The organism is Helicobacter bilis (assembly GCF_001999985.1).
In the GTDB taxonomy this organism is placed as follows: Bacteria; Campylobacterota; Campylobacteria; order Campylobacterales; family Helicobacteraceae; genus Helicobacter_A; species Helicobacter_A rappini.
Genome location: NZ_CP019645.1, coordinates 953709 through 979636 on the forward strand (window position 1 = coordinate 953709; position 25928 = coordinate 979636).

Consider the following 25928-nt stretch of genomic DNA (forward strand, 5'->3'; position numbering starts at 1 on the left):
GCATTTTTTATTTTAATATTAACTCCAAACAATCTTATTTGCCGATTGCATAGCAGGCATCATCTACATTTTCCTTACATGCTTTTTCTAAAAATGGTTGCGATATTTTATGTGTTAAGCCAAAGATTTCTGCTATCTCATAGCATTCAGTGCTAGAGCAAAGCGTTAAAAGATTATTGATTGCTGATTTTAGATTTTTTGAATCTTCGGCAGAATCGACACTATTAACACCATAAACATTAACTATAATATGTGCTATTTTTTTACACTCATCTTTCTTTTTATTTTCACATTGCTTCATTAAAATATCTGCATACTTTTTTGAAAATTCGCTAAAGCAATATTCTTTCTCTGTGTAGCTTTTATATTTTGGCATTCCATACTCATCTTGCGATAAATAACACCCAGCTTTTTCATCATCACATTTATCGTGCATAGCATAATCACTCGCACTCATACACTCATTAAACTTCTCTTCAATATCCTCTTTCAAACCTGCATATACAATACTCATGCAACAAAACGCTAATATAAACAATTTACGCATATCTATCCTTTATAAATTTAGAATCTAACTAAAATACTAGTAGAAGTTTCTGCATTTTAACCCTAAATTACACCTAAATATTACAGAATCTAACATAATAAAAAGCCTAAAACAACGGCATATCCATCTCGCTTGGGATAGGTATCTCCATAAGCTTTAAGATACTTGGGGCGATATTGCTTAACGCGCCATTTTGTATAGAATCTATGCCATTAGAATCTACAAAGCAAAAGACATCGCCTAGCGTGTGATTTGTTAGCGGTTTGAGATTGGCATCTTTCATTTCTTCGCAATTGCCATGATCGCTTGTCATTACTATGCTATATCCTTTTTGCTTGGCAAGATTCCATATCTTTGCGATTTCGCTATCGACCGCTTCAACAGCTTTTATCGCTGCTTCAAAATTGCCTGTATGTCCCACCATATCGCCATTAGCAAAATTCACCACGATAAAATCATAATCTTTATTAATAAAATCACACACGCCTTCACCTACTTCTCTAGCACTCATCTCTGGCTGTAAATCATAGGTTTTCACCTTTGGTGATGCTACTAAAAGCCTTGTTTCACCCGCCCATTCTTCTTCCCTGCCACCATTGAAAAAGAATGTTACATGCGCGTATTTCTCTGTCTCTGCGACATGGGCTTGTTTTAGCCCTCTTTTACTTAGAATCTCAGCAATGGTATTTTGCACCTTATCTTTTGGAAAAAGTATAGGAAAAGGGAAACTCTCATCATACTCACACATACAGCCTATGAAAAGATTAGGGAAAAACTTTCTAGGAAATTCACTAAAATCCCTTAGCCCCAAACTCGCAATAATCTCTCTAGCCCTATCACTGCGATAATTTACAAAGATAAAGCCCTCTGTGTTAGAATCTAGATTAGTTTCATTGATAAAATTTTGAGTATTATCGCTATTATATGCCTTAAAACCCTTATAGCCATTAAAGCTAGCAGGCTTTATAAACTCATCAAATACGCCCTCATCATAATGCTTTTGTATGTAGGATTCTATACTGCAAGTCTGCGGATTATCCCCATAGGCAAGGACTTCAAAGGCACATTGCACCCTATCCCACCTTTTATCCCTATCCATCGCATAGAATCTTCCGCAAACACTAGCTATCTGTATGCTATCACATAGAATCTCTTGCAAAGATTCTAAATAGGAAAGAAAGCTTTGAGGCTTTACATCTCTGCCATCTGTGATTAAATGCAATAAAACTCTTTTTTGTCTCTCTTTTGCTAATAGGGCTAAACCCTTTAAATGATTAAGGTGTGAATGCACCCCGCCATCACTTGCTAATACGCATAAATGCAAGGTTTGTATAGAATCTAGTATGCTATTTAATGCCTTATTAGATTCTATGCTTTTATCTTGCAGGGCATTATTAATTTTTACTAAATCTTGATAAAGGATACGCCCACTGCCTAAACTCATGTGTCCTACCTCAGAGTTTCCTATCTGTCCTTCTGGTAATCCCACACTCAAGCCATAAGTGCTAATGAGTGAATGCGGGACATGCTTAAAGAGATAGTCATAATGCGGCTTTTTCGCATGAAAAAAGGCGTTATACTCTGTCTTTTCACTATGCCCAATGCCATCTGTAATGATAAGGACTACTTTTTTCATTCTTTTTCCTTTTTGTGAAGCTAGATTCTCAAACAATAAAGTAAGATTATAACAAAAAATATAATATCTATAAGCCCTATTTGGATTATTTACTTTCTATATCTGCGTAAAACACTTTAGCGACACTCAAAAATCCTGTCATATTAAGCATTATAAAAAAAGGTGAAATATCATTTTTAGATTCCAAACCATTGGTTTGTCATTTTGAGCGTAGCGAAACATCTAGCATAGAATCCAAAATAAATACAAAAACTACTAGAACGCATAAAACCTTATGTAAAGCAAAATGTGTATAAAGATTTATAATTTAAAAAATATTTCTGTATGTTTTCTATTTATTTACTATTTGTTTTTTTTTTTTTGTAGGGTTTCATTCTGCATTGATTGCAGAATATTTTACAAGGAGTTGTTATGGCAGATACAAAAGGCATCGCAGCAAATGCGATTGTCCAAAAAGCAGGGAAAAAGAAATCGCCTTTACTTGGGTTTTTCTTAAGTTTCTTTCTTGGATTTTGGGGTATAGATAGATTCTACAAAGGCGAGATAGGACTGGGTTTGCTTAAGCTTTTTACGCTTGGTGGGCTTGGGATTTGGTATGTTATTGATTGGTTTATTGTGCCTATGGGGATTAACTCAAATAATAAGCATATAGAATCACTTGAGCTTATGGCTGTGGCTACGGCTAATTCTTAATCTACTTTAAGAGCTTCCTAGCGAGTGTGAAAGTGGTGCGTTTATGTGGAAAATGCAGGAGAATTTGATTCTTCTACCATATCTTTGAAAGCTCTTTTGCAGGGTTTTCAAAGATATGTATAAGAGAGTGGGGGAATACACTTCATTAGCGTTTTCTTGTGCCTATTAGCATTATGATAAAGAATGCAAGGCAAGTAGATTCTATAAAGCAAAGCTTATAATAAGGCTAATTAGCAAATATAGTAAATTTTAAGCATTGAGTTTGACAGATATAAAAGAGATGAGAAAAGTATGAAAAAGTTTATATTGACATTATGGCTATGTGTATGTGTGGTTTATGGTGATGAGGCTGAGAGTGAGTATTTTAAGAATAAGGCAGCATTTATTGAGAAAAATTTTGATTCTAAAATGGCATTAGAGATACAAGAGGCTGGAATAAAGAGTGAGACTTCTAAGCTTTTATTTAAAGTCGCATTGACACCACTTTTATATGAAAGTGGATTAGAGGGAGATGACTCAAATGGTGGCTGGGGAGAAATAGATTATATACATTATTCTAATTATCTTTTGGTATCTAAAAAAAATAACTCTAATTTTTGGTTTAGATATGAGGAATTAGAAAAGCGTGTGAAAAAAGTCTGCGGGACTCTCATTACAGAAGAAGAGACAAGACAAGAAGTTAAAAAAGATTTTACTGGGCGACAATACACTGCAAATAATGATTACATTATCCATAAGCAAAACTATACTCCCGCCGAGCAGAAATGTATCAAATCTCTTGCTACTTTAGAGCTAGAGATGAATAGAGATATAGTCAATTGGAAACTAGAGAGAATAAAAAATGATGGGGAGACAGATATACGCAGTGAAGTATTGAGAGGGTCTTATCGGAAAGAGCTTTATCAGCTAGCAGATACACTATGGGAAAAGTTTAATAGATATGCCAAGCTAGGCTTGATTAAAGACTATAATAAACCCGGAATGGATAGAATCACTAAAGGATTATTCTATATCGGGGTAGTGGGATCCGAAAATTATCTAGATAGCATTGATGGGTTTTTTTGGTTTTATGAATATCAACTTAAAGGATATTTTTCATTTCTCTACAACTCTATGGAAACAAATCTTAAAAAGTTAGAAAGACTACTTAGGAAAAAAGAAGTCTATTTGAGTGCTAAAGACTACGAAGAAGCAGTAAAGAAAAAGCAAGATATTGAAGAGAAAGGACAAGATGAAGAAAGTCTTAATGAGTCTGATGAGAATGATAAGTATTATGAAGCAAAAGAAAATGAAGAGTATTATAAAAACAAAGCAGAATTTATAAGTAAGCGTTTTGACTCTAAAATGGCATTAGAGATACAAAAGGCTGGAATAAAGAGTGAGACCTCTAAGCTTTTATTTAAAGTGGCGTTGACCCCACTTTTATATGAAAGTGGATTAAAGGGAGGTGACTCAAATGGTGGCTGGGGAGAAATAGATTATAGACATTATTCTCAGGTTATTTTTTATGATAACCCTAATTTTTGGCTTGGATACGAAGAATTAGAAAAACGCGTAAAACAAGTCTGCGGGACTTTTATCACAGAAAAAAGAACAAAAGAAGTAAGAAAGAAAGATATCTTAGGGATGTCATACACTGCATATGAAGATTACACTGCTTATAAGCAAGACTATACTCCCACTGAGCAGAAATGTATAAAATCTCTTGCTACTTTAGAGCTAGAGATGAATAGAGATATAGTCAAATGGGAACTAGAGAGAATGAAAAATAGATATGAAGATGATACATACAAAAAAGAGCTTTATCGGCTAGCAGATACACTATGGGAAAAGTTTAATAGATATGCCAAGCTAGGCTTGATTAAAGACTATAATAAACCCGGAATGGATAGAATCACTAAAGGATTATTCTATATTTGGCTGGTAAAAGGTAGGTATTCTAATTATTATCGTATTGAGCGTATTGGTATAGTGCCTAGCGTTGGTAATTTTTTATATTTTTATAATAAAGAGATAAGTCATTTTTCATTTCTCTATGAATCTATGGAGACAAATCTTAAAAAGCTAGAAGAGCTACTAAAAGATAAAAAAGTCTATTTAAGTGCTAAAGAATACGAAGAGGCAGTAAAGAAACAACAAGAAGCAGATAAGCTTGAAAAGATTGAGTTGTTAAGAGAGTTTATATTTAAAAGTGGAGACATCGCATATAACGAAGACAAAGAGAAACTATCTCATTATTTTAATAAATGTATGAGTCTAAGTGATGATGGAGCAAAAAAGAAAGCGACTTCATGGGGTGGAGAATACGCAGGGCTTTTAGATAAAAAATATTATGAAGACGATGACTACAAGATAAGCGAAGAACCACTATACAAAAAACTAGTGCAATGTGTGAATGCTGAATTTGCTAAAATAGAAGCACAGAAGGCAGATGAACTTGCTAGAATAGAAGCATTAAAAGCATTTGTATTTAAAGACCAAATAATTACAGATTATGAAAAGTTTGATGAATGTATGTCAGGTGGAGAATACGCAGAACTTTTAGATAAAAAATATTATGACTATGATGGCAACTCTTATACCACAAAAGCTGAAATAGAAAATACACCACTATATAAACAATTAGCATGGTGTGCCTTAAAAGAAACACTTGATAAGGAAGTATCATATAGACAAGAAAGAGTATTTGAAGAAAATTGGCGTTATCGCTCTCTTTATGGCATCGAGATTGAGCGTGTTGTTGATACAATTTTGATGAAAGAATGGGCTACAATGGAGAAAAAATATCCTTATACAGATTATGAAAGCACCATTAAAAACCCTTGGTATAAAGATGAAGCCAAGTTGCAAACTTTCATAAATGATGCAAATAAGGATATTGCACCCATATTTGAAAACCACATTAAGGAGTATGAACGATGTGATAAAAAAATGTTTAAAAGCGGCAGAAAAAAGTGCAAGGAAAAAGTGGATGCAAAAACACTCAAAATGCTTGAAGTAAAACTAAACTAAGGAGCAAAACCATGGATACACAAGAATTGATTAAGCAATATGTTAAAATCGTAAGTGATACACACTTTGAGCGTGGAAAGCAAATCGTTTCAAAACGACTAAACATAACCGAAGAAGAAGCAGAGGCACTCTCACAAACCGATGAGTTTAAAGAGATTGGGGAGCTAAAAAGAAAGTTTGATGATAAAAAACGCCCAGATACTGACAAAAAAGTAAAACTTTTGTTTAATAACTTTGAAGATTTTTATAATTGGCTTAAATCCCAATAAGGCTTGATTGTTTTTCACTTTAAAGATTCTAATACAAATCTTCACAAATACGCATACTTCAACCTAAGCCTAAAGCATGTGTATTAAGATTTATAACCCCCCCCCCCCTTTTTTTTATCACCTTGCCATTAATCCAAATAACTTTAAATCTTTACTAGATTTTTAGTTTCCACAATGTATTTTTATATATCCTTTATTTTATGTTATAATTCCTGCTATTTCGCGATGTGAGGTGTGTATGAAAACTTTATTATATAGTATGTTTCTATGTTGCTTTGGATTTTGTATTGCAAATGCACAAGACACAGAAAACTTGCCCCCGGTTGAAGTCATACGCATAGGACCAGATACGCCAAGTGGTGGTATGAAGACCACAGATTCTAAAAAAGAAAAAAGTTTTGATACCCTAGATGAACTTCGCGTAGATGAGCTAACGGGCGTGCAAGATACGCCACCAAGAAATGAGCAGTTAGTTACCTCCAAAAGCCGTCAGCAAACCTATAAAATCGATGATAAATTTAGAGAAATGCTAACACAATGCGTAAATAACAACAAAGCAATGTGTGCTCAAGCCTTAGCATTTGCGGATAAAAACTCAAAGCAATGCAATCTCAATAGCACCGAGGTTTGCAGGGCTTACGCACAAATCTATCTTTTGCATAATCAACGACAAAAAGCCCTAAATGCAAGGCAAATCGCATGTAATGGCGATAATGCTACTGCATGTTTTGAAGCATGGAATCTCTATGAAAGTGGTAAAGGCATTAAGAAAAATCCAAAGCAAGGATTTGGGTTACTTACTCGCTCATGTGATTTCAAAAACGCACAGGCTTGCTATCAACTTGCAGGATATTATCGCACAGGCGTTGGGGCAGAACTTAATCTAAAAAAAGCAAAAGAATTATATAGCAAATCATGTGATTTAGGGAATTCTGAAGCATGTGATGCGTATAATGAGTTTTTATAATCCTAAAGAGATTTGATGTATATACGATTTTTCATACTTCTTTTATGTAGCACATTTTCTTATACAATCTTTGCAAAAGATATTGAGTCTTATGTAAAGATTCCATGCAGTGAGACAAACGCTACGCTATGTGATTGTGCGAAAAGCTTGTATAAAGCACTCACAATACTTGAAAAAATACAAAATCACAACTTTAAACTTATGCAACAACAAATAAGAAAACAAGCACAAGAAGGCACAAACACACATATAAAAGAAGCGAAAGACATGCAAAAAGACGACATTTTTACAATCACAACCGATGAATATCATGCGTTAAGCAATAATATGCAAAAGTTTTGTAAAAATTTTAAGAATCTAGATGAGAAGGAACAACAAATCCTTTTTACACTAGAATGGAATAAAAAAGCGTTATTTCAAAGTCGCAATGATGTAGCAAGATTCTGTAAAAATCAAATGTAAGGGGATATAATGTTAAATGATAAAAGCATACTGATTACAGGTGGCACAGGCAGTTTTGGCAAGAAGTTTGTAGAAATCGTGCTGAAACTCTACAAGCCAAAAAGGCTAATTGTATATAGCCGCGATGAGTTAAAGCAATATGAAATGGCTCAAATCTATAATGATAAATGTATGCGGTATTTTCTAGGTGATGTGCGGGATTTACAACGATTGGAATCTGCATTAAAAGATGTGGATATCTGCATACACGCAGCTGCCTTAAAGCATGTCCCAATCGCTGAATACAATCCTATGGAATGTATCAAGACAAACATTCATGGTGCAAGTAATGTCATTGAAGCATGTCTAAAAACAGGTGTGAAGCATATCATCGCTCTCTCAACAGATAAAGCCGCAAATCCCATAAATCTCTATGGTGCTACAAAACTTTGCAGTGATAAACTCTTTATCAGTGCGAATAATATTAAGGGCGATAATCCAGCGAAATTTAGCGTTGTGCGTTATGGCAATGTTATCGGTAGTCGTGGCAGTGTCGTGCCATTTTTCCGCAAACTTGTGAGTGAGGGAGCAGCTGAGCTACCAATCACTGATGTAGATATGACAAGGTTTTTTATCTCGCTTGATATGGGCGTGCAGTTTGTGATTAAGAATCTAGCTAGAATGCAAGGTGGCGAGATCTTTATCCCAAAGATTAAGAGCATTAAAATTACGGACCTAGCACATGCTATCGCACCAAATGCGAGTTTTAAGATTATCGGCAAAAGAGCGGGGGAAAAGCTACATGAAGTAATGATAGGGGAAGATGATTCTCATCTCTCTTATGAGTTTGATGACTTTTTTATTATATCACCTAGCATTATGTTCCAAACACCAATTGATTATACAACTACACTTTTAAATGAAAAAGGCAAACCCGTCCCACCACATTTCACTTATGCAAGTAACACAAATACACAATGGCTTACTAAAGCAGAGTTATTGCAAGAACTTGCTAGGCTATCTTAGATTGAGTGTGATTTGCTTAGATTCTATAAATAGACATGAAACTATTGATTTAAGCAAATGTAGGGCGTAAGGTGCATAAACGCTATTACCCTAAAAACATAAAGGAAAAGTATGCTTACTAATATTTTATATCTTTGTGTAGGCATATTGCTTTGCTTTGTGTTGTGGCGTGTTATGCTTGGATTTTTTTTAGCAGGGCTTGGTGTGTCTTATAAGATAGTGAGATATGCTATGTTGCATTATATGCTAATTTGTATTTATGTGGTATTTGCGTATATTATGGGTTTGTATTGTATAAATGGGGCTATCTATATAGATATGCTATATACACAAGATTCTATATTTGTAGCCCTTTGTTGTCTTATGGGCTTTGTGCTTTTACATATATTAAGTGTGCTTGATTTTTATACGCAAAAAGTGCCAAATATATTGCTTGCTATTCTCTTTATTTGTGCTAATATTCTTTATTATGTAACACATGAATTGTATGATTTGTATGCTTTTGGTGTTTTAGGTGTTGTGTATGGGGTGTATTTTATGTTGCATTTAGTGGGTAGTCGGCAATATTTAGGTGAGGGTGATGTGTGGATTATCGCTAGTCTTGCTGTTATTTTAGAATCTTTTTTTGCCTATCAAATAAGCTTTATTTTTGAAATGTTATGTGTGGCTTCTTTAATGGGTATTGTATATTCTTATTTTAATGTATGGAGATTAAAGAGAGTGCGGTCTAGTGGCTATAATGTTAAATGTGATAATGTAGATTCTATTGAGTGTGATGAAATATCTAAACTAAATGACATAAGGGATTTTTCGCCTTCGGCTCGCACAATCCGCAAGGATTTTGCCCACACTTGCAAAAATGACAAGATTCTAGATTCTAAAAACCATATAGACAACACAAAACAGAATCTAGATTCTATAAAGTTTGCACCCTTACACCCTGCACCCGCCCATTTGGATAAGAATCCAGATTCTACACAAGAACCATCTCAAAGCCCCGCATACATTCAAGCGGTTGAGAACCTAGAATCTAAAAAAATGCACCCTAAACCCTGCACCCACCTAGATTTGGTAGAGAATCTAGAATCTAAAAATTGTCATACCGAGCAAAGCAAAGTATCTAGCATAAAATCTAGGCAGGGCTTAGATTCTATAAAAGATTTGAAAAAAAATATTTCGCCTTTTTCAAAGGCTCAAAATGACAAGATTCTAGAATCCAATAATCCTGCTGCTATTCAAGCGATTGAAAATCTAGATTCCAAAAATTCCACACAAAACACATCAGCACATAATCAAACAGAAAATAATATAGAATCTAAATCCAATAATTTAGCAATAAAACAAATTCCATTTATCCCCTTTCTTTCACTTAGCTTTTTATGTGTGAGTGCTTATCATGTTGCTTAAAAAATATGTATTACGCTCGATTGGCGAAATGTTTTTTCCATTCTTTTTTGTGTTATTTTTCATCGCTTCTATCATTCTTTTATTAAACATCGCCATGCTTACAAATGGGGTAAGATTAAGCATGATTGACTTAATGCAGCTTTATCTCTATGGCATTCCAGCAAATACCTTTTTTGTGATTGCCCTTACTTTTTATAGTGCATGTATTTTGGGGTTAAGTAAGCTTTCTTATGAATCTGAAATGCTAGTCTTCTTCTCACTTGGTGTAAGTCCTAAGGATATTATACGCATTTTACTGCCCTTGTGTGTGTTGGTTAGCTTTGTGCTTTGTATGTTTTCATTTGTGATGACGCCTAATTCTAAACAGGCATATAAAGATTTCATAAGCCTTAAAAAAAATGAGATTAATATCGATTTAAAGCCCGGTGATTTCGGACAAAAGATTGGCGATTGGCTTGTATATATTGATTCTAAAGATAAGAATGTCTTTCATGGGCTTGTGCTATATGCAAACACGACAGAACAGATAAAAGATAATTTTATCATCGCAAAAACAGGTAAAATTGAGAATAGGCAGGGCATATTAGAGCTTGTGCTATATGATGGTGATGCGTATTTTAATGATAAGGATTTCTTACAAAAGATAGAGTTTAAAGAAATGATTGTGCGGAATTTCCTTGATGGCACGCAAGATAGCGATTATAATGTCTTTACATATTGGGCGAGTGCGTTTCAGGGTGATTATAAGCAGCTAAAAAGATTCTCACAATCATTTTGCACTTCTTTATTTCCACTCGTAAGCATATTTTTGATACTCTTTTTTGGGATTAAAAATCCTAGATTCCATAAAAACTATGCGTATTTTTATGTCTTAGGTAGCGGGAGCTTTTATCTTTTGGCTATGTATGTGTTATCTATGAATTTCCCTGCTTTAAGCCTATTGTTACCGCTTGTATGGCTTCTTGCGGGATATTATCTATATAAAAAATATATTAAGCGATTTTATTGATGGGACTTCAAAATATTGTTTGCATTATCGCTTATGATGGCTCAAAGTTTTGTGGCTTCAGTCATCAAAAGCATACAAAAGGTGTGTTAAGTGTGGCTAATTTTTTTGAGCTTACTTTGCAAAAGATTGGCATAAAAGCAAAAATTATTGGCAGTGGTCGCACAGATAAAGATGTGCATGCGACAAATCAAGTGATTAATTTTCACGCAAAGCTATACATGCCTTTAGAAAAGATGAAAAAACTACTCAATGATAGATTATATCCATTTGTTTTAATTAAGAGAATCTTTATCGCAGATTCTAACTTTCATGCGAGATTTAGTGCTAGATTGCGGATTTATCGCTATGTTTTCACACAAGCTGAATTGCTGCCCTTTTATAGCAACTATATTGCAAAAGTAAGACATGGCGATATTTCACTCTTACAAACTGCCCTTAATGAGTTTATCGGCACACATGATTTTTCACTTTTTAAAAAGAATGGCAGTGAAACAAAAGATTTTATACGCACGATTGTAAAAGCACATATTTTCCCCACAAAGATTCATAATATTTCGTGTTTTGTAGCACATATTGGGGCAAATGGCTTTTTGCGTTCGCAAGTAAGAATTATGCTTAAAGCTTGTTTTGAGTTTAGTTTAGGTAGAATTACACTTCAAAATCTAGTGCGTCAAATACAAAATGATACAACACTAGAAAAAAGCCTATGTGTGCGAGAGTTAGCCCCAGCTTGCGGGCTATATCTGCACCGCATTATATATTAATTTTAAGGTAAGACTATGCAACAATTACAGCAAAATATCGCAGAAGATGATGTCAAAATCCACTTAGCATGTAAAAATGTCTTTTTATCTCTATCGCTTGGATTCTATTTAAAGGGGCATTTGAGTGCGATTGATAAGGCGGATTTCATCATCACAGATTTTACTCTTGCAAAGGAAAAATTCGCACATATTCCCATTTGTGTGATTGGCAGTGACTTGCGTATCCCTTGCAGTGTGTATGAGATGTTTTCCCAACTCCATGAATTTTATAGCCATGTCAATGCAAAACAAGCCCAAATATTCCAAAAAGATATACATACATTGCAGCAAAATGAATTAAAATACAACAAAGCACCTCAAACAAAGAATCTCAACACACAAGATTCTAAAACAACAAAACAAACCCCAACAAATAAAGACATAGTAGAAGCTATAAAGCAGCAAAAAATGCAAGAGATTATCCAGCAAACAAACCCCGCCCTAAGCGGACAAATAGAGTTACTTTTCAATGAACTCTCACAAAAGATTTATGATACTTTGAATAATAATAAAGGGTAGTCTATGAATGTTTGGATGGCAGAATAACAATCTATTATGGATTTGCTTTATTCTATGTAGATTTTATCTAAAAACTACATAGAATACTTGTAAGAACAATATAAACTTATGGGTAAGCCAACGGATTAACCTGCAAACAGAAGAATTAAAAGAAATATGTTTATTTTGCTTTGAAAGTAGCTGCTCGTCCTGTAACTCTTATGATATTTTTACCAAAAGTTTTTGATATAACTTCATAGCGAGGTAAAAGTATCGTATCGCATTTGTTATCGACACGGATTATAAAAGAAATTATTGCGGGAGTTTGAGTGTGTTTTGCACGCCATTATCTGGCGATAAAGGTGTATAGTCATCAACCCCAATGGTTACTCCTGTGGACATATTTTTAAACAAAGTGTGGCCCGGCTTTCTTTCATAGTAAATCATTTCACCTGATTGTTGGAATCTTTGCACCGAAACTCCATTGGGACCTACTTGCTTCCCTTTGCCGCCAAATATATCTCGTCCAAATAGAATGTCTTCAAATAAATCGCCATAGCTCACTTTCCCAAAAAACTTCTTAGAGATAGGCCATTTATAGCTGCATTCTGTAAGCACACACATTCTCCCTGCTTTAATGCGAATACTACCGATAGTTTGTGCATATTTAAAAAGCTCTAACTTCACAAGTCCGCTTTTATAGGTATTAAGCCTCCCATAGTCATAAAACTTGAAAGGTGCGGTATTAATGTAAAGCAGCTTTACATTGCTTGTGATAAGGTTTTGTGGCTCTTGCTCTTGCGGTGTGAATACATTTTCAGCTTGTGCGTTTGCACTGCCACCATTCATCATAGGGTCATAAATGCCATCTGGATTCTTTGGATTAGTAAGCTCTTTGTCGCTTTTCCACGAACACGCCGCTATAAAAAATCCCAAAATACATACACTAAAACCCTTAGCGATATAGGCAAAACCGCTTTGCAATTTACACATTCTAAACCTTTTTATTTTTTGCATTCTGTAATATTAGCACATTCTATGTGAAAATTAACCATTATTCAAAACACGATGCCAGATTCTACCATCAAGTTTTACTTCCATATTTACTTGACACAAGCCATCTTTATATGCTGTTTCTGTGATTTCTGCATTTTTAATTAAAGCTTGCACTCTGCCTTTGATAGTTGAGTTTTGTGCGATTGCATCACGGATTGTATCGTTTGCGTTGATTCTGATACCATACATTTTTTCACCGATTTGCCTATACGCATCTACGATTGCTGCACGCTTTGCTAATGCTAGGGCTTGTGCTGGAGATACCGTAGATTCTGGAGCTACGCCCATACCAACCGCTTGAATCTCAATAACATTATTTGGTGTTAGTAATGGGGAGTTTTGAATCCCAACAGATATATCACTATCACTTGCCCCTTTTCTCATATCACTAAAGTTATTTGCATTTGATCTATCAAAGCCTTGCTCATAACCACCACTACCACTTCTTGTATTGCGTGAATAATCGCCTCTATCATAGCGAGGTGCTGGATTATAATCATATTGTGATGGTGGGACTGCTGGTCCTGCTTGCATTGGATATGCGGTTTGCACTGATGGAGCTGCTACTGGTGGTGTTGTAGGCTGTGCTACAATGCCGCTATTGCCAACAGGAGCTGAAGCCATAAGGCTAGGGTTAGCATTATAGCCAACAGGTGGATAAGTAGGCACAGATAAAGGTGCTAAAGCTGGACCTGCTGCAGGTGGAACTAAAGCTGCATTATCTACACTTGAACCGCTATCTACACAACCAGTTAAAAGAGCTACAGAAATAACTGAAGCCGCCAAAATTGTCTTTTTCATATAATGTCCTTATTAAAAGAGTATTTGTGCAAACCTTGCACTTGACATGTATGAAGCAAAAGGTGTGCCAAAATAAAATTTTCTATAAAAGTATAAAAAATATTTTGGATTTTTTGTATAAGATGCGCATTTTAGGGTGTGTTTTGTCGTGCTTTAAGATGTGAGATATTTATGGATCTTAAACTATTAATGTCATTCATGTGGATTTTTATAGAATCTTCATAGATTGAAAACACGGAATCTAGTATCAAGGTTTATAAATATTTAGCTAGGTTTTTAGTGTTATTTTGGTGGGCTTTTTACTCTATTATGATTTACATGCTAGAATACTGGCTTATTTTATTTTGGAGTATGAAGTATGAAAAAGAAAATTGCGGCTTTTATAGCTTTGAGTTTGAGTGTAAATCTAGCAAATGCAAGTAAAATCACTGATATGATACAAAAGCAAACAGGACAAGCTACAACGATACTAAAAGAGCAAGCCCTAAGTCAAGATAGTAATCTTAAGCTTTTAACGCTAAAAGATAGCTCAAGCGGGTATAAGGTGCTTGCGGTTACAAATAAACAAGAGAGCATTTTTCTGCCTATTACACAAGCATTTTTTACAAACAATGATAAGGATAGGGAGCTAGTAGTCCAAGAGTTTCAATCCATAACAAACTATAATATGACTTTCAAAACGCAAGCAGCAGTGAAAAAAGAGATAGCACAACTACCGCAAGAATACATTGTAAGCCTTAAGGGTAAGACTAGCAAAAAGGTATTCTACATTATCTCTGATCCACTTTGTCCGCATTGCCAAGAAGAGCTGAAGCATTTAGATGAGAGATTGAAACAAGGCGATGTGAAAATGATACCTGTTGGCTGGATGGGAGTAGAGTCGGCAAATAAAGTAGCTGAACTCTATGAGAAGCTAAAAAATGCAAAAACAGATTCTGAAAAAATCGCTTTGCTAAAAAAAGCTTATGATACAAATTATAAAGCTCCAACTGCAAAAGATGCAACACGCACAAAGGTGCAAGAAGTCGTCCGCTCTCTCATGGGTAAAGGCAAGGCTGAAGGCACACCCTATATTATAGAAGAGGATTTATAGTCTTGCAAATTGGAGTTGTTGATTATGGCGTTGGCAATATCGCAAATGTCATGCGTTGCTTAGAGTATGTCGCTAGGACAGAATCTATTAAGCGTGTTAGCACACATAAGGACATACAAGCATGTGATAAGATTATATTGCCCGGTGTCGGGGCATTTGGCAGTGCGATGGAGCATTTGAGTGCAAGGGATTTAGATAAATCTTTGTGTGAATACGCAAAAAGCGGTCGCTACATGCTTGGAATCTGTCTTGGCATGCAGCTACTTTTTGAGAAAAGCTATGAGTTTGGCGAATATAAAGGGCTTGGCTTAGTGGAGGGCTTTGTCGCACCTTTTGGCTCAAAAGACTCAATAAAGTGGCATATAAAAACGAATATGGGATTTAATGGTATAGAATCTAAAGGGCTAGATTCTACAAAGTCATATCCTACACCTAATAATCACTCAATAGAGATAGAATCTAGATTCTATAAAGTTTGCACCCACCCAAATGGTAGAGAATCTGGATTCGACACAAGATGCACCCCAAGCCCTGAATACACCCATAAAGATAAAGAAACTAGATTCTATGAAAATACACCGCAAAACACTACGCTAACTCAAGTAAGTGAGAAATTAGATTCTAAAACAATGGCTTGTCATACTGAGCCTTTGGGCGAAGTATCTAATACGAAATCTAAAAAAGATATTTCGTGCTTACACACTCAATATGACAAAAACCTAGATTCTAGTAAAAATTGCACTCTAAATACTGAACCCGCCCGAGTGGTAGGGAATCTAGAATCTATTTACACAAACATTCAAGCCCTTTATACAACAAACAATAACAAGGCACAGAATACGCATTTAAAAATACCACACATAGGTTGGAATAAAAACTTTATCAAAAAACCACATAATTTATGTGCTTCTATGAAAGATTCCTTTTATTTGTATTTTGTGCATAGCTATCATGTGTGCTGTGATACTCGTTTTATCATTGCTGCTTGTGATTATGGAATCTCATTTCCTAGCATTATCGGCAAAGAGAATATCTTAGGCATACAGCCACACCCAGAAAGAAGTCATGAAATGGGCTTTAAACTCATGCGTGATTTCTTGCAACTTCGCTAATATTAGTCAAAACATGCAAAGCTATATCCTATCTATGCAGATACCAAACTATGTGATTGATATCTTAAAGATTCTAGAATCTCATGGTTTTGAAGCCTATATTGTAGGTGGTTGTGTGCGTGATAGTCTGCTTGGTTTGTCGCCAAAAGATTGGGACATTACAAGCAATGCAGAGCCTATGCAAACACAGCAGCTTTTTAGCCTATATGCTGAATCTTTTGAAGTTATCCCTGTTGGTTTAAAATATGGCACTTTGGGGATTAGAGATAAAGCGACAAGGAATCTTGTCGAGATTACGACTTATCGCTTTGAAGGTGAGTATAAAGATGGGAGACGACCTGAATGCATACAATTTGCAAAAACTCTGCAAGAAGATTTATCTCGCAGGGATTTTAGCATAAATGCCCTTGCGTGTAGAATGCTACATAAAGATATTAAGACAGAAGAGCATGTTATACTATGGGTGGATGCAGGGCTTAGAGTGCAAAATAGTAAGAATCTAGATTCTCTACCAAATCAGGGTGGGCTGCGGGGTTTAGGGCGCAATGTTTGGAATCTAGATTCTAGTAATTGTCATGTTGAGCAAAGCGAAACATCTAATAACCCAAATTCTAAAAAAGATTTTTCAAATGACAAGATTCTAGATTCCAAGAATTGCACCCTAAACCCTGCACCTACCCATTTGGTAGAGAATCTAGATTCCAAAAATTCTGCAAATTATTCAAGTATAAATATGCAACTCTTTGACTATCATAACGGAATCAAGCACTTATGTGAGAGAAAAATCGCATGTGTAGGTAATGCACAAGAAAGATTTTTAGAAGATTCTCTGCGTATTATGAGAGCCATTCGCTTTGCTTCTGTTTTGCCTTTTGCATTTCAGCTTGATGACAGGACAAAAGAAGCGGTATTTCTACTTACTCAAAAACTATCGCTTATTGCAAATGAACGCACACAGATAGAATTTACAAAGCTTTTATGCGGACAATACGCACATAAAATCTTATCTATATACAAAAGTGTATTTTTCTTTATCTTACCGCCTTTAAAGATTCTAAACGCAATGCAATTAAATCATAATTTTGAAACGCTAAGAATCGCCCCAAAAAATATTATCTTGCGACTTTCTCTATTATTCTGCCCCCTGCCTTATGCAAAGGATATATACAAAAATAGGGAAAAATTGCAAAAATATTTGTGTGATTATCAAGCTATTTGCAAACAATTGCATTTTGATAACAAAACGATACAAAGAAGTCAAACACTTTTGCAACTACTTTGTAATACAGAGATTTTCACAGCACAAAATAGCAAAATAGCACTCAAATATCTACTCTCACAGCATGATATAGAGATAATATCACAACTCATGCTATTATATGTAGTCTTGCAGAAAACACATGAAGCATTGGGTGAATCTAGCCCAAAAGATTCTATATTACAAGAAATGCCGCCATATAGCAAAGAAAAACTATGTGCTATAACAAAAGATTTAAACGAGATTATCATAAACAAAGAATGCTATAAACTCTCTCAACTAAGCATTAATGGTAACGCATTGCAAAATATTGCAAAATCTATGGGGATTTCACTACAAGGCAAACAAATCGGCATACTTTTAACAAAGCTGTTATATGCGGTTATAGAAGAAGAGATACCAAATACTTTTCATTCATTAGAGAATAGGGCAAGGTTTTATATTGCAAGGTTGTAGAATCTCATATTTGTAAAATATTTATTCAGCAGAAAAGATTCTAGAATATTAAAATTTTGCTATAATTAAAATTAGATTTCATTCTTATTATTTGATTTATAAGATCAGATAATTTTATATAAAAGGATTCACTTGTTTAAGAAAAAGCAAATTTGGATGAAAGTGCATTTGTATCTTAGTCTATTTTTTCTTCCAGCAGCACTCATTTATGCAATAACGGGTTCTCTTTATCTCTTTGATATTAAAGAAGAGGCAGGGGCTACTATCCATGAGATTCAAATAGAATCTTTGCCTAAAGGAAAAGAGCAAGACACAATGCTGCAGATTCTAAAGGACAATAATCTAAAGATTCCAAGCGATACAACTTTAAAAATGGTGCGTGGGAATCCTAGCATGGGGTCGATACGATATAGCGTTATGGTGATAAAAGAGAGAGATGGCACGATGAAATTACGGGCGGTTGAGCGTGGATTCTACGGGATTTTGCTGCTTATGCATAAGGGCAAAGGTGGATTTTATTTTGATATTATAGCTATTAGCTTTTCTGTATCTTTGTTTTTATTTTATTTTAGCGGACTTATTATCACTGCATTTTGTAAGCATAAAAGGGGTGCTGCTTTACTTGCCTTTTTCTGTGGGCTTTGTGTTACGGGGCTTATGATATTTTTAAGTATATAGTTTTATCTGTTAAGAGTTGCTATAAAATCATGCAGTTTTGTTTTTACAAGCGTATGATTTTCTATAAACTCATTATGTGCATTTTTGCCGACAAAGTTACTCACGCAAAAGATTCCAATACATGGAATCTGAAAATATTGTGCGACTTTTAAAACGCTGAAAAATTCCATATTCTCAAGCGTAATATTTGCATGACTCATCATCGCATTATATTTATTTGTGTTTGTGATATAGTTACTTGAATTTACAATAACTTGCGGTAATTTCTGAATCTTATCATGTAGATTCTGTATAAATGTTTCATGTGAAACATTATCTTTAAGTTCAAGTTTTACGCTATTATCAATCGGCGTATAAGAATGATTATCTAAAAAACTAAGCTCAATCTGCGTAGCACTATAACTATACGCCATATCACCTATACGCAAACTTTCATCATAGCACCCTGCACTACCTATAAATACAAGCTCTTTTGGTGCATACTGCAAACAAATCTTTGTGAGCCCTATTGCACTAGACACTAAACCCATACCAATACTTTTTGCAAAGACAAACTGCTCACACTCACCCGCACAAATATACATTATACCACCTTAAGATTCTAAAATATTGTTAAAATGCACCCTAAACCCTGCACGCACCCATAAAGATTAAGATTTTAAAATGTTTGGTATTAATAAACTCACAATTTCAAATCTATACAATACTCACTTCGTATTTTTCTAAAATAAATTCTGGATTATACGATAGCTTTGCCTTACGCAAACCCTCTATACCTAAATCTTCTTCACGATTTACATATAAAATATCACTAAAGCAATGGGATAAAAGCTGTTGATTAATCGCTTGATACGCCCCGCGATAGTTAATGTCCGCCTTTTCTATATGGATAATACAAAGATTTTTTGAGATAACTTCACCAAAGCTAAAGGCAATCACTTCGCCATTAAATCGCAAAAGTCCGCCTAAAAATCCCAAATCCGCATAGTTTTCAAACACGCTTATAATGCCTTTTGACTCATTTTGTAGCCCTATATCATTTCCTGCGTTATCCCATTTTCTCCATACATGTAAGAGTTCGCTAAGATTATTCTCACTAATAGATTCAAAGCTAAAGCCTTTATACTCATCAAAGAATCTATTGAGATGGTTTTTCTTTTTATGATATTTGCGTCCGGTAAGCTCGATTAAATCCTGTGTTTTATAGATATAATCGCTTCTATCACGATTCAAAATAGGCGTTATACTATCGCCAAATACTTCGTGTAATAAGTCTAGATTCTGTTTTTCTATTGAATGGAATATAAGATTCTGTCCTTTTTGTTTATAGTGATTATGAAGTGAGATTAAAGCTTTCTTTTTATCCCCGCTACCGATAGGGAAAAAGCAAAATGGTGCTTCATTTGTATAAGTTGTTTCTATAATAAGACAATCATGCAAAATACAAAATGCTATCTTTCTAGCTAAACGCCAGATAAAAAGATTCCCAAAAGAAATATCAGAAATCATAAACTCTTCTTGTTGTAGATATGTATTAATTATTTCCCTATCTTGCAGTGTAATGTCTTTAAATATAATGGCTTGCTGTTCCATGCGTTAGTGCCTTTTTTGTAACAAAGTAAAAGTAAGATTCTATCAAAGTTTCGCTAAGATTATTACAAAAAAGCCGACTTTATAGTTTGTTTGCTATAATGAAAAAACTATCACTAAGGATTCTAAAATGATTAAGATATTAAATATACACGACAAGGATTTTGAGACGGAGTTTAACACTCTTTTAGCGCGTGCAAATACAGATATGGATAGCATTATCCCTGAAGTGTTAAAAACGCTGCAAGATATTAAGCAAAGGGGTGAAGATGCCCTGCTAGATATTGTGAGAAAATATGACTCTTGGAATCCACAGACTTTTAATGATCTAAAAATCGCAGAAGAAGATACCTTTAATGCGTATAAAAATCTAGATTCTAAAACCAAAGACGCATTGCAAATAGCACACGATAGAATCTATACATTCCACGCGAAAAATGCCCCAAAAGGCTTTATCTATCATGATGAATACGCAAATATGCTAGGGCAAAATATTATGCCCATTCAGCGTGCTGGTATCTATATCCCCGGTGGTAAAGCCTTTTATCCAAGCTCACTTTTAATGAATGCAATCCCCGCAAAAGTCGCCGGTGTGAAAGAAATCATTATGGCAAGTCCAACACCCAATAATCATATAAATGAATTAGTGCTTGCAGCGATGTATCTTTGCGGTATTAAAGAGGGGTATAAAATCGGGGGGATTGGTGCTATTGGTATGTTTGCCTATGGTTTTGGCGAGACTAAATGGAGTAAAGATTCTCTTTTTTCACATACAAAGACTACGCAAAAAGGCTTTAAAAAAGTAGATGTTATCACTGGACCGGGAAATATCTATGTCGCCACTGCAAAAAAGCTTGTGTTTGGAGAAGTAAATATTGACATGATAGCAGGTCCTAGCGAGATTGGAATCATCGCAGATTCTCATGCTAATAGCGATTATTTAGCAATAGATATGCTATCACAAGCAGAGCATGATTCTATGGCAAGTGCGATATTAATCACAGATAATAAAGACTTAGCTAAAGAAGTCGCACAAAAGATTGATACAAAGCTAACTCATCTAATGCGTAAAGACATAGCACAAAAAAGCATACAAGAAAGGGGGGCAATCATCATTGTAGAGAATCTCAAACAAGCCGCAATGCTAATGAATGCCATAGCCCCCGAACATTTAGAGATTGTAACGCAAGAGCCTTTCTCACTCTTGGGTGAGATTAAAGCGGCTGGTGCGGTATTCTTAGGGCATTATACACCAGAGGCAATCGGCGATTATCTAGCAGGACCAAATCACACATTGCCAACAGGCGGTAGTGCGAGATTTTTCTCACCACTTGGGGTAGAGCATTTCTGCACGCGTAGTTCTCTTATCTCTTTTTCAAAACAAGGTATTAAAAATCTAGCGAATCCTTGTGCTATCTTAGCTGAAACTGAAGGACTTGAAGCTCACAAACTCTCTGTTATATCGCGTTTGGATTCTATGAAAGATTAAATTATGGAATCTAAGTTGTTGAGTGGATAAAGGATTTTTAATACATATAACATATTATTTTAATGTATAATTAATTCTAAATTTATCCAAAAAGGCAGAATATGTGTGGTATTTTAGGGACAATTCCATCAAGCAATACAGAACTTTTCAATAGGGCATTAACGACAATACATCACAGGGGACCAGATAGTAATGGAGTATTTCATAATGAGAATATAAGTTTCGGTCATACGCGATTAAAAATTATTGATTTAAGCAATAAGGCAGCCCAACCCATGCACTTTCCCTTAAATATTGACAATGTGGGGGGGGGGGGGTAACCCAGCAAATAGATACAGCGAAACTGCATATAAAATATAGTCTAGTTTTTAATGGAGAGATTTATAACTTTTTAGAACTACGCGATGAACTCATAGCAAAAGGGTATGTATTTCACACAGATTCTGATAGCGAAGTATTACTTGCTAGTTATGATGCTTATGGGAGTGCTTGTTTAAATAAATTTAATGGCATGTGGGCGTTTGCTATATTTAACCATGAAACAAAAGATCTTTTTCTATCCCGTGATAGGTTTGGCAAAAAGCCTCTTTTTTATGCTTTCATTACTGATGAAAACAATAAAAAGAAATTTGTTTTTGCTTCTGAGATGAAGGCAATCTATCCATTTTTAAAAGATTTAGAGCCTTCCAGCCATTTTAATGATATGATATATAACAAAATATATAGCTATGAATGCACAGAGCATACATTGATAGATGGCATTAAGCGTTTTCCACATGCACATTTTACGATTATAAATACAGATTCTATACAAAATGGTGTAGATAGTCTTAAGCCGCAGAGATATTATCACATACTTGATAATATGCCATATAATCCGCAGACACCAAAACCTTATGAAGATATTGTTGCGGAATTTCGCCATTTATTTTTTGATTCAGTAGCATTAAGAATGCGTTCTGATGTAAGTCTAGGCACAGCCCTTAGTGGCGGAGTAGATTCTAGTGCTACAATATGTGCCATGTCGCATGTAAGCAAAAATAGCACACAACATTTAAGACAATCAAATGATTGGCAGCATGCTTGCATTGCTTGCTTTAAAGATACGCCATTTGATGAGAGTAAGTATGCTAAGGCAGTGTGCGATCATATTCATATACAAGGTGAATTTTTAGAGATTAACCCGGTGGCACATTGGGATAAAATAGAGCATTATTTTTATCTCTTTGAGGATTTATATACAACAAGCCCTGTGCCAATGATCGCAACATATCAAGCCATAAAGCAAAAAGGTGTTACCGTAACACTTGATGGGCATGGCGCAGACGAACTTTTTAGCGGTTATGGACATGTATTGCAATCTTTATGGGATGCAAGATTTAATATTAAACAAATAAAAAATATCTTGCATACTCTTAATGATTCTAGCGAAGCACCAAAACCAACACTAAAACTCTATAAAGATGGAGCCAAATTTCTTTTATCAAGATTCAATAAAAAGATACGAAATAAATTATACACACCCCATGATTCTCATCCTAATTTTAACAAACTTGATTATTTTTCAAAATGGCTTTATGAATTATTTACTCAAGATGTATTACAAACACTTTTGAGAAATTATGATAGATATTCCATGATTAATGGCATAGAAGTGCGTATGCCATTCTTAGATCATAGACTTGTGGAATTTGTCTTTAGCCTACCTTATACATATAAAATTAGAAATGGCTATACAAAGGCACTAATTCGCGATGCTTTGCATGATATTATGCCAGAATCTGTGATTTGGCGTAAAAGCAAGATGGGCTTTGTCTCCCCTATCGTGCAATGGATGCAGCGAGATAGAAAAGAGAATGGATTAAAAGAATGGTTTTTAGATATAGCACACTCTAAAGATTTTTTAGAATGTAATCTAGTGAGAAACCCAAAAGATTTACAAACATTAATTATAAAAATATGCAATAAAGAAGAAAATAATTATAGAGTAGGCGAACAGGTTAGTAATTATTTCAATGAGTTTGTAAAGGACTGCTTTATAATCAAAATAATCTTTGGCTGATATTTTGGCATTTAGTTTCTCGTCGTTTTGAGTGTTGAGCGAAAAATCTTTTTTCAAAGTGTTTTATAGATTCTGTATTTTTAGATACTTTGACTAAAATCTCACTCAAATGCTAAAGGATATAATTTCTCTACTTTTATTGAGTAATTACAAGATTAAAAGTGTAGAATCTATAGATTCTAAGTTTCTAAAACAAACATAGAATCTAAAAAGCCAAAATATCACAATCTTAACTATAAGGATTTTTATGCGACATATTTTATGCCTGTTTTTGTTTTTAAACACATTATTGCCGCTTTATGCGACTGAGAACGCACAAAATAGCACGACACAATGTGCCACAGATGATATAAAGCTAGAGAAAGTAGCTGCATGGCGTGATGAATATAGAATCAACACACAAAATGCGACAATCTATACTGCACCAAATAAGCAGTGCAAACTCGATACAACCATACCTAAGGACACAAAGCTAAAAGTGCTTGGCAAAGTGGATAACTACTATTCCATAAGCTATACGCATGATAAAGAGACTAAACAGGGCTATGTCAGTGTGCAAGATGTTAGTCTAAGTAGCATTGACTTTAATTTCTACTTCACGCTTGTGTGTATGGTGGCAGTTTTATTGCTTGGTAGATTCATTATCGAGCGTGTAAAAGTCTTGAGGGATTATAATATACCAGAGCCTGTTGTAGGTGGGGTTATAACCGCGATTATGATTCTATTAATCTATAAAACATTACAGCTTGAGTTTAAATTTGACACTTCATTATCAGAGCCCTTAATGCTTGCTTTCTTTTCATCAATTGGGCTTAGTGCCGACTTCTCCGCATTGAAAAAAGGCGGGAAAATGCTTACCATATTCCTTGTTATCATCGTTGGTGCGCTTTTTTTGCAAAATATCGTTGGCGTTGGTATATCCTATGCTATGGGTGTAGATCCTTTACTTGGTATGCTTGGCGGGTCTATCACAATGAGTGGCGGGCATGGCACAGGTGCTGCATGGGCTAAGATTTTTGAAGCAGATCCATACAACTTCTCTGCGGCAACGGGTGTAGCTATGGCATGTGCGACTTTTGGGCTTGTTATGGGTGGGCTTATCGGTGGTCCTGTTGCAAGATATCTTATTAAAAAGCATAATCTCAAATTGCCGGGTGCAGAGCATAATAATGATGAAGCACATGGTTTTGAAACGCCGACAAAAGAGAGACTAATCACACCTATTAGCTTTATAGAGAGCCTTGCATTGATTGCAGCATGTTTATTAATCGGTAAAGTGTTAGAAGATGTTATGAAAGATGTCATGCCCGGGCTTAATCTCCCAACATTTGTATATTGCCTTTTCACAGGAGTAATATTGCGTAATACATTGCAAATACTAAACATTCATCAAGTATTTGATAGAGAAGTGTCTGTGTTAGGCAATGTCTCACTCTCTTTGTTCCTTGCATTTGCGATGATGACACTAAATCTCTGGCAGTTACTAGCCCTTGCATTACCATTGATTGTAATCCTTGTATCACAAGCGGTGCTAATGATACTTTATGCAGTATTTGTTACATTTAGATTCTGTGGTAAGGACTATGACGCTGCAGTCCTTGCGGCTGGACATTGTGGTTTTGGATTAGGTGCTACACCGACTGCTATGGTAAATATGCAGGCAGTTACCTCACATTATGGACCAAGCCACATGGCATTTATTATCGTGCCACTATGCGGCGCATTCTTTATTGATATTATTAATGCGATTGTGATTAAAGGCTCACTTTCATTTTTGATTTAAGATTCTATTGCTTTATGAAACTAGGCTTTGCTCTCCAACCCTACCTAAGTAAGTTTGGAGGACTTTGCAGTATAAATAATTAAAATCCAAATTTCTATTTTTACATACAAGGTCTTTTACCAAATCAAGATCATAGCCAAAACATAGTTTTCACAAAACTCCGTAACACTTAAAATATTACCCATTTCAGAAACACAAAAACTTCATAAAAACCATATTTAGATCTATACAAGATTCTATTA

24 protein-coding genes are annotated in these 25928 nt (G+C 34.9%); 18 read left to right on the top strand and 6 right to left on the bottom strand.

Annotated features, from left to right (window positions below):
- Window positions 1-34: 34 nt before the first annotated feature.
- Together XJ32_RS04565 and gpmI are read right to left on the bottom strand one after the other, a co-directional pair.
- On the bottom strand, window positions 35-547 hold the full coding sequence (locus tag XJ32_RS04565; protein WP_077388493.1) for a hypothetical protein: 513 nt from the start codon (window positions 545-547) through the stop codon (window positions 35-37).
- A gap of 106 nt (window positions 548-653) precedes the next feature.
- On the bottom strand, window positions 654-2183 hold the full coding sequence (gene gpmI, locus XJ32_RS04570; protein WP_077388494.1) for a 2,3-bisphosphoglycerate-independent phosphoglycerate mutase: 1530 nt from the start codon (window positions 2181-2183) through the stop codon (window positions 654-656).
- Window positions 2184-2594: 411 nt separating this feature from the next.
- On the opposite strand from gpmI, the gene XJ32_RS04575 reads away from it, so the two are divergent.
- From XJ32_RS04575 to XJ32_RS04620, 10 genes are all read left to right on the top strand, one after another.
- Window positions 2595-2876: a TM2 domain-containing protein gene (locus XJ32_RS04575; protein WP_020995377.1), complete on the top strand. Its 282-nt coding sequence runs from the start codon at window positions 2595-2597 to the stop codon at window positions 2874-2876.
- Window positions 2877-3167: 291 nt separating this feature from the next.
- Complete coding sequence (locus tag XJ32_RS04580; protein ID WP_077388495.1) at window positions 3168-5888, top strand: hypothetical protein; 2721 nt, start codon at window positions 3168-3170, stop codon at window positions 5886-5888.
- 11 nt (window positions 5889-5899) lie between these two features.
- On the top strand, window positions 5900-6157 hold the full coding sequence (locus XJ32_RS04585) for a hypothetical protein (protein ID WP_077388496.1): 258 nt from the start codon (window positions 5900-5902) through the stop codon (window positions 6155-6157).
- Between the two features lie 238 nt (window positions 6158-6395).
- Entirely contained in the window at window positions 6396-7124 is a 729-nt protein-coding gene (locus XJ32_RS04590; RefSeq protein WP_020995417.1) for a tetratricopeptide repeat protein, read from the top strand.
- Window positions 7125-7139: 15 nt separating this feature from the next.
- A complete protein-coding gene (locus tag XJ32_RS04595; protein ID WP_077388497.1) occupies window positions 7140-7586 on the top strand; it encodes a hypothetical protein in 447 nt (148 codons plus the stop codon).
- Window positions 7587-7595: 9 nt separating this feature from the next.
- Window positions 7596-8591, top strand: coding sequence for a UDP-N-acetylglucosamine 4,6-dehydratase (inverting) (pseB, locus tag XJ32_RS04600; RefSeq protein WP_077388498.1), 996 nt, complete (start codon window positions 7596-7598; stop codon window positions 8589-8591).
- A gap of 111 nt (window positions 8592-8702) precedes the next feature.
- A complete protein-coding gene (locus tag XJ32_RS04605) occupies window positions 8703-9998 on the top strand; it encodes a prepilin peptidase (RefSeq protein WP_077388499.1) in 1296 nt (431 codons plus the stop codon).
- Window positions 9988-11007, top strand: coding sequence for an LptF/LptG family permease (locus XJ32_RS04610; RefSeq protein ID WP_077388500.1), 1020 nt, complete (start codon window positions 9988-9990; stop codon window positions 11005-11007). Before XJ32_RS04605 ends, XJ32_RS04610 begins: the two co-directional genes overlap by 11 nt.
- Window positions 11007-11771, top strand: coding sequence for a tRNA pseudouridine(38-40) synthase TruA (gene truA / locus XJ32_RS04615; RefSeq protein ID WP_077388501.1), 765 nt, complete (start codon window positions 11007-11009; stop codon window positions 11769-11771). Before XJ32_RS04610 ends, truA begins: the two co-directional genes overlap by 1 nt.
- 15 nt (window positions 11772-11786) lie before the next feature.
- Window positions 11787-12329 (top strand): hypothetical protein, encoded by a 543-nt coding sequence (locus XJ32_RS04620; protein WP_077388502.1) that lies wholly within the window; start codon window positions 11787-11789, stop codon window positions 12327-12329.
- 291 nt (window positions 12330-12620) lie between these two features.
- Here XJ32_RS04620 and XJ32_RS04625 read toward each other — a convergent pair whose 3' ends face one another.
- Together XJ32_RS04625 and XJ32_RS04630 are read right to left on the bottom strand one after the other, a co-directional pair.
- Entirely contained in the window at window positions 12621-13301 is a 681-nt protein-coding gene (locus tag XJ32_RS04625; protein ID WP_005217292.1) for an HP0838 family lipoprotein, read from the bottom strand.
- Window positions 13302-13355: 54 nt separating this feature from the next.
- Entirely contained in the window at window positions 13356-14165 is an 810-nt protein-coding gene (locus XJ32_RS04630) for an LPP20 family lipoprotein (protein ID WP_077388503.1), read from the bottom strand.
- Window positions 14166-14523: 358 nt separating this feature from the next.
- Between XJ32_RS04630 and XJ32_RS04635 the strand changes: the two genes are divergently transcribed.
- From XJ32_RS04635 to XJ32_RS04655, 4 genes are all read left to right on the top strand, one after another.
- Window positions 14524-15258, top strand: a complete 735-nt coding sequence (locus XJ32_RS04635; RefSeq protein WP_077388504.1) for a disulfide isomerase — start codon at window positions 14524-14526, stop codon at window positions 15256-15258.
- Between the two features lie 2 nt (window positions 15259-15260).
- Window positions 15261-16370 (top strand): glutamine amidotransferase-related protein, encoded by a 1110-nt coding sequence (locus XJ32_RS12755; RefSeq protein ID WP_254422485.1) that lies wholly within the window; start codon window positions 15261-15263, stop codon window positions 16368-16370.
- A complete protein-coding gene (locus tag XJ32_RS04650; protein WP_254422486.1) occupies window positions 16324-18084 on the top strand; it encodes a CCA tRNA nucleotidyltransferase in 1761 nt (586 codons plus the stop codon). Before XJ32_RS12755 ends, XJ32_RS04650 begins: the two co-directional genes overlap by 47 nt.
- A 132-nt stretch (window positions 18085-18216) precedes the next feature.
- Entirely contained in the window at window positions 18217-18762 is a 546-nt protein-coding gene (locus XJ32_RS04655; RefSeq protein WP_005216618.1) for a PepSY-associated TM helix domain-containing protein, read from the top strand.
- 2 nt (window positions 18763-18764) lie between these two features.
- On the opposite strand, the gene XJ32_RS04660 is transcribed toward XJ32_RS04655, so the two are convergent.
- Both XJ32_RS04660 and XJ32_RS04665 read right to left on the bottom strand, forming a co-directional pair.
- A complete protein-coding gene (locus XJ32_RS04660) occupies window positions 18765-19346 on the bottom strand; it encodes a 5'-methylthioadenosine/S-adenosylhomocysteine nucleosidase family protein (protein WP_005216617.1) in 582 nt (193 codons plus the stop codon).
- A gap of 112 nt (window positions 19347-19458) precedes the next feature.
- Window positions 19459-20355: a DUF2156 domain-containing protein gene (locus tag XJ32_RS04665; protein ID WP_005216616.1), complete on the bottom strand. Its 897-nt coding sequence runs from the start codon at window positions 20353-20355 to the stop codon at window positions 19459-19461.
- Between the two features lie 127 nt (window positions 20356-20482).
- Between XJ32_RS04665 and hisD the strand changes: the two genes are divergently transcribed.
- The 4 genes from hisD (at window position 20483) to gltS (ending at window position 25686) form a co-directional block, all read left to right on the top strand.
- Window positions 20483-21841 carry a histidinol dehydrogenase gene (hisD, locus tag XJ32_RS04670; protein WP_005216615.1) on the top strand — a complete coding sequence of 453 codons (1359 nt, stop codon included), beginning with the start codon at window positions 20483-20485 and terminating at the stop codon, window positions 21839-21841.
- Between the two features lie 101 nt (window positions 21842-21942).
- Entirely contained in the window at window positions 21943-22161 is a 219-nt protein-coding gene (locus tag XJ32_RS04675; protein ID WP_077388505.1) for a hypothetical protein, read from the top strand.
- Window positions 22162-22220: 59 nt separating this feature from the next.
- Window positions 22221-23903 carry an asparagine synthase (glutamine-hydrolyzing) gene (gene asnB / locus XJ32_RS04680; RefSeq protein ID WP_254422518.1) on the top strand — a complete coding sequence of 561 codons (1683 nt, stop codon included), beginning with the start codon at window positions 22221-22223 and terminating at the stop codon, window positions 23901-23903.
- A gap of 610 nt (window positions 23904-24513) precedes the next feature.
- A complete protein-coding gene (gene gltS, locus XJ32_RS04685) occupies window positions 24514-25686 on the top strand; it encodes a sodium/glutamate symporter (RefSeq protein WP_051355090.1) in 1173 nt (390 codons plus the stop codon).
- The last annotated feature ends 242 nt before the right edge of the window (window positions 25687-25928 follow it).